The sequence below is a fragment of the Streptomyces sp. NPDC127595 genome, from assembly GCF_042671685.1.
Classification (GTDB): domain Bacteria; phylum Actinomycetota; class Actinomycetes; order Streptomycetales; family Streptomycetaceae; genus Streptomyces.
Map to the genome: position 1 here is coordinate 157,048 of NZ_JBHXWK010000017.1, position 17,506 is coordinate 174,553.

Consider the following 17,506-nt stretch of genomic DNA (forward strand, 5'->3'; position numbering starts at 1 on the left):
GTCCCCGGTGCCCCCCGATCATCCGGTGGGGAGACGGCCTTCCGTCTCCCCACCGAATCGTCCCCAGGGTCACTACGATCACCGCCCGCCCGAAGGTGATGCCCTTGGCGGCGGGTCAGAAGCTGCCGTAGGCGGGGCGGCCTTCCAGGTCGTACGTGTTGATCGTGACGCCCGTGCTCGTGGTGCTGCCTCCGGCGTACCGGAACGCGGTGGGGACCGCGCCCTCGGCGAAAAGGCGGCTGCCCGCACCGAGGACGACCGGGAAGGTCAGCACGTGCACGGTGTCGATCAGGTCGAGGGCGAACAGGGACCGGGCGAGGGCGCCGCTGCCGTGGATCTGGAGCTCGCCCTCGATGCGCTCCTTGAGCGCGGTGACCTCCTTGCCCAGGTCGCCGCCGATCACGGTCGTGCCGGTCCAGTCGGGCTGCGTGAGGGTCGACGAGGGGACGTACTTGGGCAGGCCGTTCAGCTTGGAGGCGACCGGGTCGGCGGGGTCGGTGATCTTCGGCCAGTAACCGGCGAAGATCTCGTACGTCTTCCTGCCCAGCAGGAAAGCGTCCACGCGGGAGAAGACCCCGGTGATGAAGCGGCCGAAGTCCTCGTCGTCGTACGGAACGCTCCAGCCACCCTGCTCGAAGCCGCCGCTGGGGTCCTCCTCGGGACCGCCGGGGGCCTGGTACACGCCGTCGAGGGTGACGAAGGTGGTGAGGTTGAGCTTGCCCATCGCGGGTGCCTTCTTCCAGAGGTGGGATCTGCCGTCATCAGGGCAGACCCCACCGGCGCCCGCAACTCATCGGTCGGGCGGCCCGCGTCACCCCGCGTGCGCCGAGACCCGCGTCATCCCCCGTTTGTCGAGACCCCCCGTCATCCCGCGTTCGTCGAGAACAGTCCGCCCGTCGGGCCCTGTTTGTCGCCGCCCTGGGCCTTCAGGGCGTTGGCGAGGCTCTCGATGGTGAGGGACTGGAGGATGACCTGCCCATCGCCCTCCAGGGTGGCGAGCGAGAGGCCCTCGCCACCGAAGACCGCGTTCATCAGGCCCTGACGGTTGAGGCCTCCGACGCGCTGGACGCCGTACCGGATGCCCTCCTCGAAGACGACGACACAGCCCGTGTCGACCTCGGCGGACGGGCCGCATGGGCCCGGGCAAGCGGCGATGACCGCGGTGGAGCGGTTCGGTACGGCGGACGAGGTGGCGTCGATGGTCGCGTATCTCGCCGGGGGCGAGGCGGAGTATGTGACGGGGGCGGAGTTCTCGGTGGACGGGGGGCATGCGGCGTAGGGGCGGGGGTTTTCGCCCCCTCCCCCTACTCGTCCCTTGTTTCTGGGGGCTCCGCCGCCAGACCCCCGTGTTGCGCTGAACGCGCTCGTCCTCAGACGCCGGACTGACTGAAAGGCCCGCCCAGCTCCTGGTGGCGGGCCGTCAGTCGTGCCGCACCCTCCTCCGTCAGGGAGCCGAACAGGCGCAGGCGCGAGATGCCCCCGTCCGGGAAGATGTCCACGCGCGCGTGGGTGCCCACGGCGGGGGTGCCGAGGACGAAGCGGTGGTTGGTGTCGGGCTGGAGGCGGGTGCGGGGCAGGATCTCCGTCCAGTCCCCGTCGCTCCCATCGCTCCCGTCGTCGCCGTCCTTCACCGACACCGAGGCCCAGCCCGCGCTGTTGCCCTTCAGATACGCCGTGTCGATCTCGATCGCGCGGATCTCGGAGCGGGCGACCAGCTCGTAGCGGATCCAGTCGTGGCCCTGGTCGCGGCGGCGACGGGTCTCCCAGCCGTCGTCCATCTTGCGGGAGCGGCCGGGCTGGATGGTGTTCGAGGCGGGGGAGTAGAAGAGGTTCGAGGCGTCCTCGGCGCGGCCGCCGTTCTCCAGGGCGACGACGTCGAAGGTGCCGAGCGCGGCCAGCCACTCGGGGTCCGGTACGACCTCGCCGTGGACGCGCAGTCGCGCGATGCCACCGTCGGGGTGCTGGTTGACGCGCAGGTGGGTGAAGCGCTGCTCCACCGACACCGCGAAGCCGTTGGCCGCGTGGCCGCCGACCGCCGTGCGCGGGACGAGCGTCGTCCATTTCACGTCGTCCGCCAACAGCTCCTGCGGGGAGGGCGAGCCGGGCACGGACACGCCCTCGACCGACACCGCCTGCGGGTAGTTCCCGCGGAAGTGGGCCGTGTCGACGACGATGCCGCGTACGACGCCGGGAGCGCCAAGCCGGACGAGGGCCCAGTCGTGGTCCTCGGCGGTCGGCCACGGGTGCTCGGCGGAGGCACCGCGCCGGCGGCGGGTCTCCCAGCCGTCCATGATCTTGCCCTTGTGACCGAAGTGCTCGGGGTCGAACTCGGCGTCCTCGGGCACGAGAAGGTTCTCGCGCTCGGCGAAGAACTCGTCGTTGGCGGCGATGACACCGGCGCCGAGCTGCCGGTCCGCGAGGTTGGTGAACCGGGTGAAGGGGAAGTCGGCGGTGCGGTAGTCCGCGTACGGGTCGCCGCCTCCGTAGGGGTTCGCGTCGCCGGTGAACCGGTCCGGAGAGGATTGCTGCTGCGCCGTCACGATGATCAGGTCTGCCTTTCGAAGGTCGGCCGCTGCGGGTGCGGGTGAAAGTGGGGGGAGCTAGAGTCGGCGGCTCAGTAGCAGTCCCCTCGGGTCGCCGAACTCGCCGTCGGCCACGATGCGTTGGCCCCGTAGCCAGGTGGACTTGACGACCCCGCTGAGCGTCTTGCCCGCGTATGCCGTGACGCGGTTGCGGTGCTGGAGCGCGGCCGGGTCGACAGTGAAGGTCTCATCCGGTGCGAGGACCGCGAAGTCGGCGTCGCGGCCCGCCTCGATGGCGCCCTTGCGGTCGCCGAGGCCGACGAGTTCCGCGGTGCGCGCGGACATCCAGCGCACCACGTCCTCCAGGCCGTACCCGCGCGCGCGGGCCTCCGTCCAGACCGCCGACAGACTGAGCTGGAGCCCTGAGATGCCGCCCCAGGCGGTCGCGAAGTCGTCGGTCTTCAGGTCGGCCGTGGAGGGCGAGTGGTCGGTGACCACGCAGTCGATGGTGCCGTCTGCGAGGGCCTGCCACAGCAGGTCCTGGTTGGCGGCCTCACGGATGGGCGGGCAGCACTTGAACTCGCTTGCGCCGTCCGGGACTTCCTCGGCGGTGAGGGTGAGGTAGTGGGGACACGTCTCGACCGTGAGCCGTACGCCCTCCGCCTTCGCGGCGGCGATCAGCGGCAGCGCGTCGCTCGACGACAGGTGCAGCACGTGCACGCGCGCGTCGAGGCGCTTCGCCTGGGCGATGAGGTTCTCGATGGCGGTGTCCTCGGCGTCACGCGGGCGCGAGGCGAGGAAGTCGGCGTACTTCCCGCCGCCCTTCTGGGGGGCTGCGGCGAGGTGGTGCGGGTCCTCGGCGTGCACGATCAGCAGGCCGCCGAAGCCGGCGATCTCGGCCAGTGACCGGGCGAGCTGCTCCTGGTCGAGCTCCGGGAACTCCTCCACCCCCGACGGCGACAGGAACGCCTTGAAGCCGAAGACACCCGCGTCGTGCAGCGGGCGCAGGTCCTTGACGTTGCCGGGCAGCGCGCCGCCCCAGAAGCCGACGTCGATGTGCGCCTTGGAACGGGCGACGTCCTTCTTCCTACGGAGGTTGTCGACCGTCGTCGTCGGCGGGAGGGAGTTGAGCGGCATGTCGATCAGGGTGGTGATGCCCCCGGCGGCCGCCGCGCGCGTGGCCGTCCAGAAGCCCTCCCACTCCGTACGCCCCGGGTCGTTGACGTGTACGTGGGTGTCGACGAGGCCGGGCAGCAGGACGTCGTCGCCGAAGTCCTCGATGCGGGCACCGGCGGGTACCTCCGCGTCGTGCGCGAGTACGGCCGTGATCTTCCCCCCGGCAACCGCGACCGAGGCGGCGCGCGTCCCTTCGGGAGTGATGACGCGTGTCGAGCGCAGCACCAGTTCGACGTCGGACACCCGGACCCCTCTCTCTGCCCTGTTGACTCCCGGCGCGGCTGTTTACTTCCGCGTAACGAAATTCAACGTTCTGTTGAAGGAGTCTTCACTTCGACCCACGCGCCGTCAAGGGCACACTTCTCCACTGTGCCCTTCACCCGCCGACTCTGGACGTTTCCACAAAGTGGAATTAGAATTCCGCCAAGCAGAACGTAGTTATGCACCAGAGGGGGGTCAGCCGGCTCCCCGATAGGCTGCACCACTGCCCGCCCGTCGCCCGCCACCGCCCTACTCGAGGCCCTGCGGGCCGCTCCTCCTGATTCTGAGCCTCGAAAGGACCGCGCCCGTGCCGTCGTCCAGCGCCAGCACCACCGACGCCGCCAAGTCATCCTCACCGAGCGGTGGTGTCCAGTCCCTCGAGCGCGCCTTCGATCTGCTCGAGCGGATGGCGGACGCCGGGGGCGAGGTCGGCCTGAGCGAGCTCGCCGCGAGCAGCGGGCTGCCGCTGCCCACCATCCACCGTCTCATGCGCACGCTGGTGTCCTGCGGCTACGTACGTCAGCAGCCCAACCGCCGGTACGCCCTCGGCCCCCGCCTGATCCGGCTCGGGGAATCCGCCGCCCGGCTCCTCGGCACCTGGGCCCGCCCCTACCTCGCACGCCTCGTCGAGGAGACCGGCGAGACCGCGAACATGGCGCTGCTCGACGGGGACGAGATCGTGTACGTCGCCCAGGTGCCGTCCAAGCACTCGATGCGCATGTTCACCGAGGTGGGCCGCCGGGTGCTGCCGCACTCCACGGGCGTGGGCAAGGCGCTGCTCGCGCACACTCCGGCCGACGAGGTGCGCTCGCTCCTGGCCCGCACCGGCATGCCCGCCGCGACAGAGAAGACGATCACCACGCCGGACGGTTTCCTGACCGCACTGGAAGAGGTGCGCAGGCTCGGCTACGCGATCGACGACAACGAGCAGGAGATCGGGGTCCGCTGCCTCGCCGTCTCGGTGCCCAACTCCCCCACGGCCGCCGCCATTTCGATCTCCGGCCCGGCGGGCCGCGTCACCGAGGCGGCCACCGAGAAGATCGTGCCCGTACTGCAGCAGGTCGCGGTGGAACTGTCGGCGGCGCTGGCGAGCTCGGGCCCGGCGGCCTGATCGGACCCAGCCCCGCTCACGCCAGCATCTCGAAGTCCTCCGCCGTCGCGCGCCGCAGCGCACGGCGGTCCCGCCTCGGCAGTTCGGGCGTGGGGACCATGAGGACCGGGCAGCGGGCCCGCGCCAGGACACGTCGGCGGACGGCCGCCCGACGCGGGCCGACGCGGGTGCCGGTGCGGGTGCCGAGGACGAGTAGGTCGGCCGGGTCCGCGGCCCCTGCCAACAGGACACGGTCCGGGCGGCCGCGGATCACTCGTCGACGGACGGCGACCCCCGCGGGCGTACCGCCGAAGACCTCGTCGAAGGCCCGGTCCAGGCGGCCTCGGGCCTCGCGTTCGCACTGGGCGGCCCAGGCGCTGTCGGGGCTCCTGACATAGAGGACCTCGCCCTCGGGCGGCTCCCAGGCCAGGGCGGCGACGAGCGTACGACCGCTCTCGCGGGCCGTGTGGGCGGCGACCCGGAGCGCGGCGAGACTCGCGAGCGAGCCGCTGACCCCGACGACGACGCGCCCCCGGCCGGCGGCCATCAGTGCTCGCCCCCTCGCCTCGGCGACCTGACCAGCAGGCCCCGCGCCCACTCCCGCAGGGGCACACCAGACATGCGCTCCTCCTGACGCCGTTGCAGCTCCCGCTCCAGGCGGTCGGTGAGGTCGGTGGCGTCAGTCGCGTCGGTGACGTCGGTCGCTTCCTTCCCGTGGACGCGGGTGTTCGCGGTTCTCATCGCACTGCTCCCCTTTTCAGGCCAATCAGGCGGGCCGAATTCCGTGCCTTCCTGAAGTCTGTAAGCTGATTGGCCTGCCCCACAGGGCCAATACGAGGGAGTTGGCATGGTGAACGGACCGGTGGTCCACTCCGTGGACAGGACGCTGGGAAGCCGGCAGCTCGCCGGGCTGCTGTCCACCGCACCCCACGTCGACGGCCGCCCCGGCTATCGCGCGCTCGCGGACGGCGTACGCAAGCTGCTCCTCGACGGCCGGATCGCGCTGCACATCCGGCTGCCCGCGGAGCGTGAGCTGGCCTCGGCGCTTGGGATCAGCCGGGCCACGGTGACGGCGGCGTACGACCTTCTGCGCGAGAGCGGGTTCGCGCGCAGCCGGCGGGGTGCCGGCACCTGGACGGAGCTGCCCGAGGGGCACCGCCCGACCAACGTGGCTTCGTTCCCCGCCGACGACGGGGTGATCGACCTGGCCTTCGCGGCGCCCGGCGCGCCCGAGGCGGAGCTCGCGGAGGCGGTCGCCGCGGCGGGCACGCTGCTGGCCCGTCATGCGCCGACACCGGGCTATCACCCTTACGGAATCCCGGAGTTGAGGGCTGCGGTCGCCGAGCGGTTCACCCGGCGCGGGCTGCCGACGCTGCCGGACCAGATCCTCATCACGGCCGGGGCTCAGCAGGCCCTTTCCCTGACGCTGGGTCTGCTCGGGCGGCCCGGCGACCGGGTACTGGTGGAGAACCCCTCCTATCCGAACGCCCTCGACGCGATCCGCCGCGCCGGGTTGCGGACAACTCCCGTGCCTGTCACGGAGGTCGGCTGGGACACGAGCCTGCTCGACAGCGCTCTGCGACAGGCGGCGCCGCGGGTCGCGTATCTGATCCCCGACTTCCACAATCCGACGGGGCGGCTGATGCCGCCCGAACAGCGCCTGGCCGTACTGGAGTCGGCGCGGGCGACCGGCACCTGGCTGCTGATCGACGAGACGATGTCGGAGATCGCGCTGGACGTTCCGTCGCCCGCGCCGTTCGCGTCACTGGCGCCGCGCGGGATGGGCGAACAGATCGTGACCGTGGGGTCGTTGAGCAAGACGCACTGGGGCGGGCTGCGGGTCGGCTGGGTGCGGGCGGGGTCCCGGCTGATCACGGAACTGGCGACGGCGCGGGTGCCCGCCGACATGGGCGGCCCGGTCCTCGACCAGCTGGTCGCGCTCGGTCTGCTGGCGCGCACCGACGACGTACTGCGCGAGCGGCTGCCACGGCTGCGGGCCCAGCGGGACGCGCTCGCCGAGTCGCTGGGCCGTCATCTCCCGGACTGGCGCTGGCAGTTGCCGCCCGGTGGGCTGACCCTGTGGATCGACCTCGGCCGCCCGATCGCCTCGGCACTGGCCCGCGCGGCGCTGGCGCAGGGGGTACGCGTCGAGGGCGGCGCCCGCTTCGGCGCCGATCCCGGCACACACGAACAGCGCCTGCGCTTCCCGTACACACTGTCGCCGGACGTCCTCGACGACGCCGTACGCCGGGTGGCGACCGCCTTGGACAGCGGGCTGGACGTGGCCGGTACGGATGCGGGGCGCCCGCACTGGGTGGCGTGAGCGGCGCGGGGCGGTTCGCCGGATCCGCCGGGCTCCTGCCGCTGCGGCGTCCCGCTGAGCCGGATCCCCACGACCCGCGGTCGCGGCGCTCCCTGGACCCAACCGACCCACCATCGCGGCGACTCCTCGGGCCCACCGCTTCGGCGATTTCCCGAGCCCACCAGGCCCACCCGTCACGGCATCTCCGGGATCCACCGGTCCCACCGTCACGGCGACTCCCCCGAGCCCACCAGGCCCACCCGTCACGGCATCTCCGGAATTCACCAGTCCCACCGTCACGGCGATTCCGCGGGCCCACCGGACCCACCGTCACGGCGACTCCCCCGGGCCAACCAGCCCAAATGTGGCAGCAGTTACCCGGATCCGCACCCACCGTCGCTGGGCCCCGGGGCCAACTAGCCCTACCGCCGCGGCGGTTCCCCGAACAGTTCCACCGCGGTGCGGACATCGGCGAGGCCCATGGCCAGGGCGCTGACCGAGCCGATCGAGCCGGCGACCAGCAGCAGGGAGCGGCGTAGGCGGGGGATCTCGGGGATGCCGCTGATGGCCATGGCGGCGAGGGCCGCGAGTTCGTCCTCCGCGATGCCCCGGTCGGGGAACTCGGCCGGATGCGCGGCGAGTTGACGGCGCAGCCGAGCGACGGCGGTACGTAACTCCGCCACTCTCGGGTCCTCGTCGCTGCCGGTCACTGGCCTCTGCCCCAAGCTCCGCAACACAGCTCTCCCCCCCTCGCACGTCCTTGTGCGCAAGTCCTTCGTACGTCCGTCGAACACCCCGTGGCGATGGTCAGGCGCCGAGGGACGCGGGTCAGTAAACGCCACCCGGCGCGGTGGGCGCCACTCCCCTGACCGAAATTCAGCCCCTGGAATTCGTGCGGTCCGCCCGGGCGCCGAAGCACGCTCCGGCCGGGTCGGGTATGCAGGGGACATGACGGTGAACAAAGACCAGGTGGCCGGGCTGCTGCTGGCGGCCGGCGGTGGCCGGCGGCTCGGGGGACGGCCCAAGGCCCTCCTGCCCCACCGGGGGCGCCCCCTTGTCGAACACGCGGTCGCAGTGTTGCGCGCGGGCGGCTGCACCCGCGTCCACGTGGTCCTGGGGGCCGGGGCCGACGCCGTACGGGACCAGGCCGCGCTGCCCGGCTGTGTGCTCGTCGACAACACGGAGTGGGAGGAGGGCATGGGTTCCTCGCTGCGCGCGGGGCTCGACTCGCTGGCGCGCACGGGGGCGCGAGCCGCGCTGGTCTCGCTCGTCGACCAGCCCGGCATCGGCCCCGAGGCGGTGGGCCGGGTCCTTGCCGCGTACCAGGGTGAAGCGTCGCTGGTTTCGGCTGCATATGAGGGGGTGCGCGGTCACCCCGTTCTCTTCGGCGCCGCCCACTGGGCGGGCATCGCGGCGACTGCCACCGGGGATCGGGGGGCACGCGCATACCTGAAGGAGCACGCGGAGACGATCACTCTCGTCGAGTGCGGAGACGTGGCACGGCCGTACGACATCGACACCATGGAAGACCTGGTCCACCTTGAGTGAACGGGGTGGCACTGAGCGCCAGCTTCCCTCGACTCAGAGAATCTCGACGTCAACAAACCATTGAACTTCCACCATGAGGAAACTAGTATCCACTGTTCAGAAGCGCCCGGCGGCTCCGCAGGCGCTCACAGCCGTACTCAGATTGACTGGCACCCGGTGCCACGCTCGCTGAAGGAAGTGACAGCTCATGTCCGCACCAGCGCCGTCCTCGCTGGCCATCGTCGACGCCGAGCCCCTGCCCCGGCAGGAAGAGGTCCTCACCGACGCGGCCCTCGCCTTCGTGGCCGAGCTGCACCGGCTGTTCACGCCCCGGCGTGACGAGCTCCTCGTCCGCCGTGCGGAGCGCCGCGCCGAGATCGCCCGCACCTCCACGCTCGACTTCCTCCCGGAGACCGCCGCGATCCGCGCGGACGACTCCTGGAGGGTGGCCCCCTCCCCGGCGGCCCTGAACGACCGCCGGGTCGAGATCACCGGCCCCACCGACCGCAAGATGACCATCAACGCCCTCAACTCCGGCGCGAAGATCTGGCTCGCCGACTTCGAGGACGCCTCCGCGCCCACCTGGGAGAACGTCATCCTCGGTCAGGTCAACCTGACGGACGCGTACACCCGGAACATCGACTTCACCGACGAGCGCACCGGCAAGTCGTACGCGCTCAAGGCGGCCGACGAACTCGCGACCGTCGTCATGCGGCCCCGCGGCTGGCACCTGAACGAGCGCCACCTCGTCGACGCCGACGGCACACCTGTCCCCGGCGCGCTCGTCGACTTCGGCCTGTACTTCTTCCACAACGCGCAGCGCCTGCTCGACCTCGGCAAGGGCCCGTACTTCTACCTCCCGAAGACCGAGTCGTACCTGGAGGCGCGCCTCTGGAACGAGGTCTTCGTCTTCGCGCAGGACTACGTCGGTATCCCGCAGGGCACGGTCCGCGCGACCGTCCTGATCGAGACGATCACCGCCGCGTACGAGATGGACGAGATCCTCTACGAACTCCGCGACCACGCCTCCGGGTTGAACGCGGGCCGCTGGGACTACCTCTTCTCCATCGTCAAGAACTTCCGTGACGGCGGCGAGAAGTTCGTGCTGCCGGACCGCAACGCGGTGACGATGACAGCCCCGTTCATGCGCGCGTACACCGAACTCCTTGTCCGCACCTGCCACAAGCGCGGCGCGCACGCGCTCGGCGGCATGGCGGCGTTCATCCCCTCGCGCCGCGACGAAGAGGTCAACAAGGTCGCCTTCGAGAAGGTCGAGGCGGACAAGGACCGTGAGGCGAACGACGGCTTCGACGGCTCCTGGGTGGCCCACCCGGACCTCGTCCCGATCGCCATGGCCTCGTTCGACGCGGTCCTCGGCGACCGGCCCAACCAGAAGGACCGGCTGCGCGAGGACGTCTCGGTGGCGGCCGGAGACCTGATCGCCGTCGACTCCCTCGACGCCAAGCCGACGTACGACGGCCTGGTCAACGCCGTCCAGGTCGGCATCCGCTACATCGAGGCCTGGCTGCGCGGGCTCGGCGCGGTCGCCATCTTCAACCTCATGGAGGACGCGGCCACCGCCGAGATCTCGCGCTCGCAGATCTGGCAGTGGATCAACGCGGGGGTCGTCTTCGAGCACGATGGCAGGCATGTGACCGCGACGCCCGAGCTGGCGCGGAAGATCGCCGCCGAGGAACTCACGAACATCCGCGCCGAGATCGGCGACGAGGCCTTCGCCGCGGGCAGGTGGCAGCAGGCGCACGACCTGCTGCTGAAGGTCGCCCTGGACGAGGACTACGCGGACTTCCTCACGCTGCCCGCCTACGAGCAGCTCAAGGGCTGAGTCAGCCCGACGGTTTATCCGAGTGGCCCAGGGACTTCTCCGGGGCCACTCGGTCGCGTACGAGGCGCTTGACGGCCGTCGGCTCCGGGAAGCCCTGCTCGCGGCGGTCCCAGACGACCTCGTCGTCGACACGTACGACGAAGACGCCGCCGGTGCCGGGCTTGAGGGCGAGTTCCGTCAACTCGGTCTCGAAGGTGGTGAGGAGCTCCTGGGCGAGCCAGGCGGCACGGGGCAGCCAGCGGCACTGGGTGCAGTACTCGATCTGGATGCGATGGGTGTCCAAGGGCTCCATGTCCGACGCGTCCGCCATGTTCTCCGCCGTCTCCGCCGTCATCCGAGGTGCACCGACCAATCCTGTTCCGCTGCCGGTTTGCCGTGCAGGTCGGGGACCTGCTTGAGCCAGTTCGGCCGGCCTCGCCGGGTTTTCGCCGCGCGGTCCGCGTCCTCCGCGGCGAGTTGTTCCCCGGTGGGGAAGTCGGTGGGCAGCCACTGCGCGGAGGCCCGCACACGCGCGAGGAGATAGCGGACGTACGCCTCACGCGCCTCGTCCGGGGTCGCGAAACCCGGCTCCTCCGCGAGCCAGGCGTCGGGCACCTGCGCCGTGATCTCGCGCAGCAGCTCCTCGGTCACGAGGGGGGCGAGTGCCGCGTCCGCCGCGCGGGTGTCCGGGGTGTAGCCGCCGAGGGCGTGGCTTCTGAAGTCGTATGACTTCTCGGGCGCCGAGGTGTCCCAGCGGTGGTGGAAGACGAGGGCGGCGCCGTGGTCGATGAGCCAAAGGCGCGGGGGTGCGACGCCGAGCGTGGGCCAGATCATCAGGTTCGAACTGTGCACCGTGCGGTCGACGTTGACCGTGAGGGCGTCCAGCCAGATGACCTTGCCCGCCTCCAGCGGGTCGACGGCGAACGCCTCGGCGATCTCCGGGGTGAAGTCCTTCGCGCCCGACAGATAGTCCATGCCGAGGTTGAGCCCGGCGCTGGCCCGCAGCAGGTCCTGGACCTCCTGGTGGGGCTCGTGCGCGGCGACCGCCGGGTCGAAGTGGACCAGGACCAGCTCGGGGAAGCGCAGCCCGAGGGCGCGCGCGAGCTCACCGACGATCACCTCGGCGACCAAGGCCTTGGTGCCCTGCGCGGAGCCCGTGAACTTCACGACGTACGTCCCCAGGTCATCGGCCTCGACGACTCCGGGCACGGAGCCGCCCGCCCTCAGCGGGGTCACGTATCGAACAGCAGTCACGTCTCGCAGCACACTGGCCACTGTAAATCAGCCGGTCACCTGGGCGATGGGGATTATTCGGCGGCCGGATCCGTGAGTGGATTCGGCAGCGGTACATAGCGGGCGTCCGCCCCGTCCGCGCCCGTCCAGCGCAGCAGGAGGTTCGTCTTGCCGGGGAGGGTGGGCGAGGAGAGCAGGTCCGTGATCTCGGGGAGGTCGTGCCGGGCCAGCTCGGTCCGTACGGCGGGCCATGGATCCCAGCCCGGGTGGTCCTCCGCGAGCAGGGCGGCGACCTCGGTGATGTTGTTGACGATCAGGCAGTAGACCAGCCGCTCCCACCCGGCGGCCCGGTCCACGTCCGTCAGGAGCTTCACCCCCTCCGCGTCCCGGAAGAGCGCCTGCACGGGCATGCCGTCCGCGTCCACCGCGACCACCGTGTTCTGCAGGTGTGCCTCGACCACGACGCCGTTGCGTGCGAAGACCTCCAGCACGGGGGGCACGACCTGGCGCAGATACGCCGTCCACCAGTCGGTGGGGTCGGTGAGCCGGTCGAGGGGACTGCCGTCGAAGCCTTCGACGAGGGCGGCCGCGAGGAGCGGGGTCGCGCCAGGGACGAGGTGGGCGTGCAGTCCGTCGCGGACCATGACGGCGAGTTCCTCGAAGGCGAAGTCGGCGGTGCGGTAGCCGCGGTCGCTCAGCCACGCCGCAGGGCCGGGGAGGGCCGCGAAGGCCGTGGCGGTCGCCTCGTCCGTGCGGCGCAGTTTCAGCAGGTCATGGCGCCACAGCCGGCGGATGTCGTTGGTGATGCGCACATCGAGGCTGAACTTGAGGAAGAGGTCGGCTTCGGGGTCGTACAAGGTGCGGATCGCGGCCGTGGGCCAGAGCGGGTGCGCCGTGCGGCCCAGGCGGACGAGGCGGCCGTCCGCGAAGGCGTCCCGGATGGCCGGGCGGTCGGTGACCAGGGCGAGCTGCCAGGGGTGGGCGGGGAGCATCCGGTAGCCGGGCGGCGGGTCGCCGAGGCCGTCGAGCGCGGTCGTGTCGCCCTCCTCGACGAGCGCGTCCTCGCGCACCGCGAGCAGCTCCAGCGGGAAACGGGCGTACGCCTCGGGCGCGTACGGCAGCCAGCCGGTGACCGGGCCGCCGCCGCGGGCCTTGGGGGCCGGATGGTGCGGATGCCCGGTGATCAGGGACTGCTCGGAGCGCAGATACGGGTCCGAGGGGGGCGTGGCACGGGCGCGCGCGGTGAGGATCGCGGCGACCGCGTCCCGGCTGTCGGTCATCTCGACGGGCAGTTCGGAGTTGGCCAGACCGGTGTAGGCGCGCAGTTCCTCGGCGGTGAGGCCGACCAGCTCGGCGTGGGTGAGCCGGTGCCAGCTGCCGTCGGTGTACACCTCGGGCCGGGTCGGTCGGCGGGTGCCGCGGACCCTGATCAGGCGGCCACTGGCACGGAGCCGGTAGGTGCCAAGGGCCCCGGCGGGCTCCCCCACCTCCCGCAGCAGACAATTGAGGAGCGGCGCCGCGGCATAATCGTCGGCGGCTTCTTCTCGGTCGTCCGTGTCGTCCGGGGGGAGCATGGGGGGCATGGGGGCCACGCGTTCCATTCGTTCCATACGGTGCTCTGGTGATCATTATGTGTCGCGTCGTCGGTCATCGGCGACCGCGGCGACCGACCCTCGTCCCGAGCGACCACGCGACGAACGTCCCCGTACCCAAGGAGCTCCAAGGTGCACCGTCCCCCCACACCCGAGGCCGAGGTCACCCTCGCGGACGAACTGAGTGTCGTACGGCCCGGCTTGTCGGCGCCGTACGAGGCCGCACTGCCCGGCGCGCGGGCGGCCGTGCTGACCCGGCTGTGGCGTGCGCTGGCGTACGAGCCGATGCCCTGGGTCGCGGGCCGCGAGGCGGGGCGTGACGGTCTCACGCTGCGGCTGGCCGACGGCCGCCGGCTGCACGGCCCGCGCGCGGATCCCTACGCCACCGCCGCGTACGTCAGCGAGGTACTGCTCGACGGCACGTGGCACGACCGTCCGGACCGGCTCGTGACAGCCCTTGCCGTCCCGCACGCCGCCGCCTTCGCCGCCGAACTCGGCAACAGCGTCGCGTCGTTGGCCCTGTCCCGCGCCGGTCAGCCTGCCGCCGACCAGGAGCCGGTCGCGGGCTGGGAGTGGGAGCAGCGGGTCGTCGACGGGCATCCCTACCACCCCAACTGCCGTTCGCGGCCAGGGTTCTCGGCGGCGGAGCAGCTCGCGTACGGGCCCGAGCACCGGCCGCTGGTGGAGGTGGGGCTGGTGGCCTCGGACGACTGCCTGGTGACGGGCGAGTGGCCGAAGTGGCTGCGGGAGGGGGAGCGGGTGCTGATTCCGGTCCACCCCTGGCAGGCGGCGCATGTGCTGGGCGTGGCAGGCGGGTTGGGCACGGGGGGCGACTTGGGCGCGGGGGGTGTGGGGAGGGGAGGCTTGCTCCAAGAGGGCTTCGCCGCGCACCCGTTGATGTCCCTGCGTACCCTCGCGCTGCCGGACGGGCCGCATGTGAAGACGGCGCTCAGTGCCCGGCTGACCTCCTCGGTGCGGGACATCTCGGTGTACTCGATCGAGACGGCCGCGACGGTGTCGGCGTTCATGGAGGCGATGGCGGAACGTCCGGACGTGCCGATGCACATCACCCGGACCCTTGGTGCCGCCACCGCCAACAGCCCCGACCTGGCGGCGGTGTTGAGGGAGTCCCCGGACATGTACGCGAACTCCGGTGAGCGGGTCGTCCCGGTGGCGGCCCTCGCCACCACCGGGTTGCCCCGGTCGCCTGCCTGGATGGCCGAGTTCACCCGTCTCGCCCTCACCGCCGGTCTGCGCCTGCTCGAACTGGGCGTGGCCCTGGAGGCGCACGGCCAGAACCTTCTCGTGGTCCTCTCCCCCACGGGCACCCCTCTGCGGCTGGTCTACCGCGACCTGGCCGACATCCGGGTCAGCCCGGCCCGCCTGGCCCGCCACGGCATCCCGGTGCCGGACCTCGCCGGCCGTATCGTCACCGACGACGAGACCACCCTGCGCCGCAAGCTGTTCGGCGCCCTCGTCGGCGGCGCACTGGGCGCGACAGCGGGATCGACGGACGCTCTGCGCGAGGCGCTGGAAACGGTCGTACCCGATCTGCCGGACTCCCCGGACCTCGCGGCCCTGCGGAACGAGCCGCTCCCCACCAAGGCGCTGACCTTGATGCGGCTGACTCCGGAGACGCCCGGGGACACCTGGGCGCGGCTCCCCAACCCACTGGTGACGTCCCTGTCTTGAAGCCTGATCAAGAGGTCACGTTTTGAAGCGCGACACCTTTGGTCAATAGGATCCGCCGATGATCACAAGACAACGGCTGGCGACAGGGCTTTGCGCCCTGCTCGCCGCCCTGACGGCCGGAATCGCCTACCCGGCCGGCGCGGTCGCCGACGAAACGGCGGAGCAGGCCGCTCCCAAGGTCGACCTCGTACTGGACGTCAGCGGTTCGATGCGGGCCACGGACATCGACGGCAAGTCACGGATGGCTGCGGCGAAGCAGGCCTTCAACGAGGTGCTCGACGCGACGCCCGAGGAGGTCCAGCTCGGGATACGCACACTCGGCGCCAACTACCCCGGCGACGACCAGAAGACGGGATGCAAGGACACCGCACAGCTCTATCCGGTCGGCCCGCTGGACCGGACCGAGGCGAAGGCCGCCGTCGCGACGCTCGTCCCCACCGGCTGGACCCCGATCGGTCCCGCGCTGCTCAAGGCGGCCGACGACCTCGACGGCGGCAACGGTTCGAAGCGCATCGTCCTCATCAGTGACGGCGAGGACACCTGCGCCCCGCTAGACCCGTGCGAGGTGGCCCGGGAGATCGCGGCCAAGGGCATCGGTCTCACCATCGACACGCTCGGCCTGGTGCCCAACACCAAGATGCGCGAGCAGTTGAGCTGCATCGCCGAGGCCACCGGCGGTACGTACACCTCGGTGGAGCACACCGACGAACTCACCGACAAGGTCAACCAGTTGGTGGACCGCGCCGCCGATCCGGTGGTCGTGCCGCAGGCCGTCGAGGGCGCCGAGTCGTGCGCCAAGGCGCCCACGATCGAGTCGGGGCTCTTCACCGACCGTGAGGAGTTCGCGCAGCACCGCTGGTACCGGGTGGACGTCGAACCGGGCCAGGAGCTGCGTGCCTCGGTGAGCGTCGCGGCGGACCGCGAAGTCAACCCGGACTACGGGGTGTTGCTGCGGGCCGTCACCCTGAGCGGACGGGAGATCGTCCGCGGTGAGGCGGCCGGCAGCGGCCGGACCGATGTCATCTCGACGGGTCTGCGCTATCCGAAGGCCGAGAGCGACGACGAGGACGCCACCGCCGAGACGGTGTGTATCCAGGTCGCCAACTCCTTCTCGGCCGCCGGGGGTGTGAAGACCACGCCCGGACTGCCGCTTGAGCTGACCGTCGATGTCGTCGACGCACCGGACCAGGCCTCCGACGTGGCCTCGTTCGGCCTCGGGCGCGGCTGGTGGCTGCTCGGCGCCCTCGTGCTCACCGGCTTCCTCGCCGGTGTGCTGTGGGGCTGGATCTCGCGCCTGCGGGTCGCCGTATGGAGGACCAACTGATGCGTATCCGAAGAGTGTTGACCACCACCCTGCTCCTGCTCGGGGTGGCCGCCGCCCCTGCCGTCGCCGACTCCTCGCCCTCGGCGAGCCCGTCGGACGACAGCGCCGCACCCACCCAGGCCGGTACGTCGTTCCGTACGGCGACCGAGATCGAACAGGGTCAGCAGGCCACCGCGAGCGGCTCCACGGGCGACTACCTGTACTGGTCGTTCCCCGCGGACGCCGGTCAGCGGCCCACCGTGAAGGCGACGGTGAAGCTGCCGGACGCCTCGGCGCGGACCGCCGCGCAGACCTGGCAGCTCGATGTGTACGACGGGCTCCGGCGCCGGCAGGCGTGCCAGTACGGGGCGCAGACGCGGACGGCGGCGCAGGACGCGGCGTCCGTGGAGCTGTCCTGCACTCTGCGCAACGTCCGTGCCTGGTCGGAGACTTGGGCCGATGATCCGTTGCCGGGCACGTACTACATCCGACTCACGGCGACCGGGCTGCAGGCCTCCGATCTGGGGCTGCCGCTGAGCGCCGAGGTTCAGGTGGACTCCAAGGAGATCGGCGGTGCGGCGGCTGTGGACGGGGCGCTCGCGCAGCCGCTGATTCCGGGTGTCGCGACGACCGGGGACGCCTCGGACGACTCCGAGGAGTCGGCCACGGCCACGTTGTCGTCCCTCGAACCCGATGACGGGTGGGCCTCCGGGTGGTGGTCCGACCGGTGGGTGTGGACCGCGTTCGGTGGCGTGCTCGCCGCGTTGGCGGGTATCGGGGGGTACGCGCTGACCCGCGGGTCGGGGCGGCCGGCCGGGGTGCCGCGGGGGGTCTGACCGCACATTGGCAGGGGCGGTTCTTTCGCCCCCTCCGCCCCTGCCCATCCCGCTACTTGGGGGCTCCGCCCCCAAACCCCCGCTCCTCAAACGCCGGAGGGGCTGAACCCCCTCAGCCCGTCCGGCGTTTGAGGACGAGCGCGTTCAGCG

At 71.4% G+C, this 17,506-nt stretch carries 16 protein-coding genes and 2 pseudogenes; 8 read left to right on the top strand and 10 right to left on the bottom strand.

What is annotated here, in order from left to right; all coding sequences use genetic code 11:
* Positions 1-115: 115 nt before the first annotated feature.
* Both ACFVKT_RS37565 and ACFVKT_RS37570 read right to left on the bottom strand, forming a co-directional pair.
* Positions 116-724 (bottom strand): dihydrofolate reductase family protein, encoded by a 609-nt coding sequence (locus ACFVKT_RS37565; RefSeq protein ID WP_385740543.1) that lies wholly within the window; start codon positions 722-724, stop codon positions 116-118.
* A 140-nt stretch (positions 725-864) separates the two neighbouring features.
* Positions 865-1,125, bottom strand: a pseudogene (locus ACFVKT_RS37570) (AIM24 family protein); the annotation flags it as partial.
* On the opposite strand from ACFVKT_RS37570, the pseudogene ACFVKT_RS37575 reads away from it, so the two are divergent.
* A pseudogene (locus ACFVKT_RS37575) lies at positions 1,121-1,279 on the top strand (SDR family oxidoreductase); the annotation flags it as partial. The pseudogenes ACFVKT_RS37570 and ACFVKT_RS37575 sit on opposite strands and share 5 nt — an antisense overlap.
* Positions 1,280-1,370: 91 nt before the next feature.
* On the opposite strand, the gene alc reads toward ACFVKT_RS37575, so the two are convergent.
* Together alc and allB are read right to left on the bottom strand one after the other, a co-directional pair.
* Positions 1,371-2,540 (bottom strand): allantoicase, encoded by a 1,170-nt coding sequence (gene alc / locus ACFVKT_RS37580; RefSeq protein WP_385740546.1) that lies wholly within the window; start codon positions 2,538-2,540, stop codon positions 1,371-1,373.
* A 60-nt stretch (positions 2,541-2,600) separates the two neighbouring features.
* On the bottom strand, positions 2,601-3,941 hold the full coding sequence (allB, locus tag ACFVKT_RS37585; RefSeq protein ID WP_385740549.1) for an allantoinase AllB: 1,341 nt from the start codon (positions 3,939-3,941) through the stop codon (positions 2,601-2,603).
* Positions 3,942-4,266: 325 nt separating this feature from the next.
* Between allB and ACFVKT_RS37590 the strand changes: the two genes are divergently transcribed.
* Complete coding sequence (locus ACFVKT_RS37590; RefSeq protein ID WP_385740552.1) at positions 4,267-5,070, top strand: IclR family transcriptional regulator; 804 nt, start codon at positions 4,267-4,269, stop codon at positions 5,068-5,070.
* 16 nt (positions 5,071-5,086) lie between these two features.
* On the opposite strand, the gene ACFVKT_RS37595 is transcribed toward ACFVKT_RS37590, so the two are convergent.
* Together ACFVKT_RS37595 and ACFVKT_RS37600 are read right to left on the bottom strand one after the other, a co-directional pair.
* Entirely contained in the window at positions 5,087-5,596 is a 510-nt protein-coding gene (locus ACFVKT_RS37595) for a universal stress protein (RefSeq protein ID WP_385740555.1), read from the bottom strand.
* Positions 5,596-5,790 carry a hypothetical protein gene (locus tag ACFVKT_RS37600; protein ID WP_385740558.1) on the bottom strand — a complete coding sequence of 65 codons (195 nt, stop codon included), beginning with the start codon at positions 5,788-5,790 and terminating at the stop codon, positions 5,596-5,598. Before ACFVKT_RS37600 ends, ACFVKT_RS37595 begins: the two co-directional genes overlap by 1 nt.
* 106 nt (positions 5,791-5,896) lie before the next feature.
* Here ACFVKT_RS37600 and ACFVKT_RS37605 point away from each other — a divergent pair, with 106 nt between their 5' ends.
* Positions 5,897-7,372 (top strand): PLP-dependent aminotransferase family protein, encoded by a 1,476-nt coding sequence (locus ACFVKT_RS37605; RefSeq protein ID WP_385740561.1) that lies wholly within the window; start codon positions 5,897-5,899, stop codon positions 7,370-7,372.
* Between the two features lie 401 nt (positions 7,373-7,773).
* On the opposite strand, the gene ACFVKT_RS37610 is transcribed toward ACFVKT_RS37605, so the two are convergent.
* Positions 7,774-8,088: a DUF5955 family protein gene (locus tag ACFVKT_RS37610; RefSeq protein ID WP_385740564.1), complete on the bottom strand. Its 315-nt coding sequence runs from the start codon at positions 8,086-8,088 to the stop codon at positions 7,774-7,776.
* 211 nt (positions 8,089-8,299) lie between these two features.
* Between ACFVKT_RS37610 and ACFVKT_RS37615 the strand changes: the two genes are divergently transcribed.
* Together ACFVKT_RS37615 and aceB are read left to right on the top strand one after the other, a co-directional pair.
* On the top strand, positions 8,300-8,899 hold the full coding sequence (locus tag ACFVKT_RS37615) for an NTP transferase domain-containing protein (protein WP_385740567.1): 600 nt from the start codon (positions 8,300-8,302) through the stop codon (positions 8,897-8,899).
* Between the two features lie 187 nt (positions 8,900-9,086).
* Complete coding sequence (gene aceB, locus ACFVKT_RS37620; protein ID WP_385740570.1) at positions 9,087-10,721, top strand: malate synthase A; 1,635 nt, start codon at positions 9,087-9,089, stop codon at positions 10,719-10,721.
* Between the two features lies 1 nt (position 10,722).
* Here aceB and ACFVKT_RS37625 read toward each other — a convergent pair whose 3' ends face one another.
* The 3 genes from ACFVKT_RS37625 to ACFVKT_RS37635 are packed head-to-tail and all read right to left on the bottom strand — an operon-like array spanning position 10,723 to position 13,534.
* On the bottom strand, positions 10,723-11,031 hold the full coding sequence (locus ACFVKT_RS37625; protein WP_385740613.1) for a SelT/SelW/SelH family protein: 309 nt from the start codon (positions 11,029-11,031) through the stop codon (positions 10,723-10,725).
* Positions 11,032-11,051: 20 nt separating this feature from the next.
* Positions 11,052-11,966, bottom strand: coding sequence for a HipA family kinase (locus tag ACFVKT_RS37630; RefSeq protein ID WP_385740573.1), 915 nt, complete (start codon positions 11,964-11,966; stop codon positions 11,052-11,054).
* Between the two features lie 41 nt (positions 11,967-12,007).
* Positions 12,008-13,534 carry an IucA/IucC family protein gene (locus ACFVKT_RS37635; protein ID WP_385740615.1) on the bottom strand — a complete coding sequence of 509 codons (1,527 nt, stop codon included), beginning with the start codon at positions 13,532-13,534 and terminating at the stop codon, positions 12,008-12,010.
* 123 nt (positions 13,535-13,657) lie between these two features.
* On the opposite strand from ACFVKT_RS37635, the gene ACFVKT_RS37640 reads away from it, so the two are divergent.
* The 3 genes from ACFVKT_RS37640 to ACFVKT_RS37650 are packed head-to-tail and all read left to right on the top strand — an operon-like array spanning position 13,658 to position 17,356.
* Complete coding sequence (locus tag ACFVKT_RS37640) at positions 13,658-15,217, top strand: IucA/IucC family protein (RefSeq protein WP_385740576.1); 1,560 nt, start codon at positions 13,658-13,660, stop codon at positions 15,215-15,217.
* A 58-nt stretch (positions 15,218-15,275) separates the two neighbouring features.
* The gene (locus ACFVKT_RS37645; protein ID WP_385740579.1) at positions 15,276-16,541 is read left to right on the top strand and encodes a VWA domain-containing protein; all 1,266 of its coding nucleotides are present in this window, start codon (positions 15,276-15,278) and stop codon (positions 16,539-16,541) included.
* A complete protein-coding gene (locus ACFVKT_RS37650; RefSeq protein WP_385740582.1) occupies positions 16,541-17,356 on the top strand; it encodes a hypothetical protein in 816 nt (271 codons plus the stop codon). Before ACFVKT_RS37645 ends, ACFVKT_RS37650 begins: the two co-directional genes overlap by 1 nt.
* Positions 17,357-17,506: the final 150 nt, after the last annotated feature.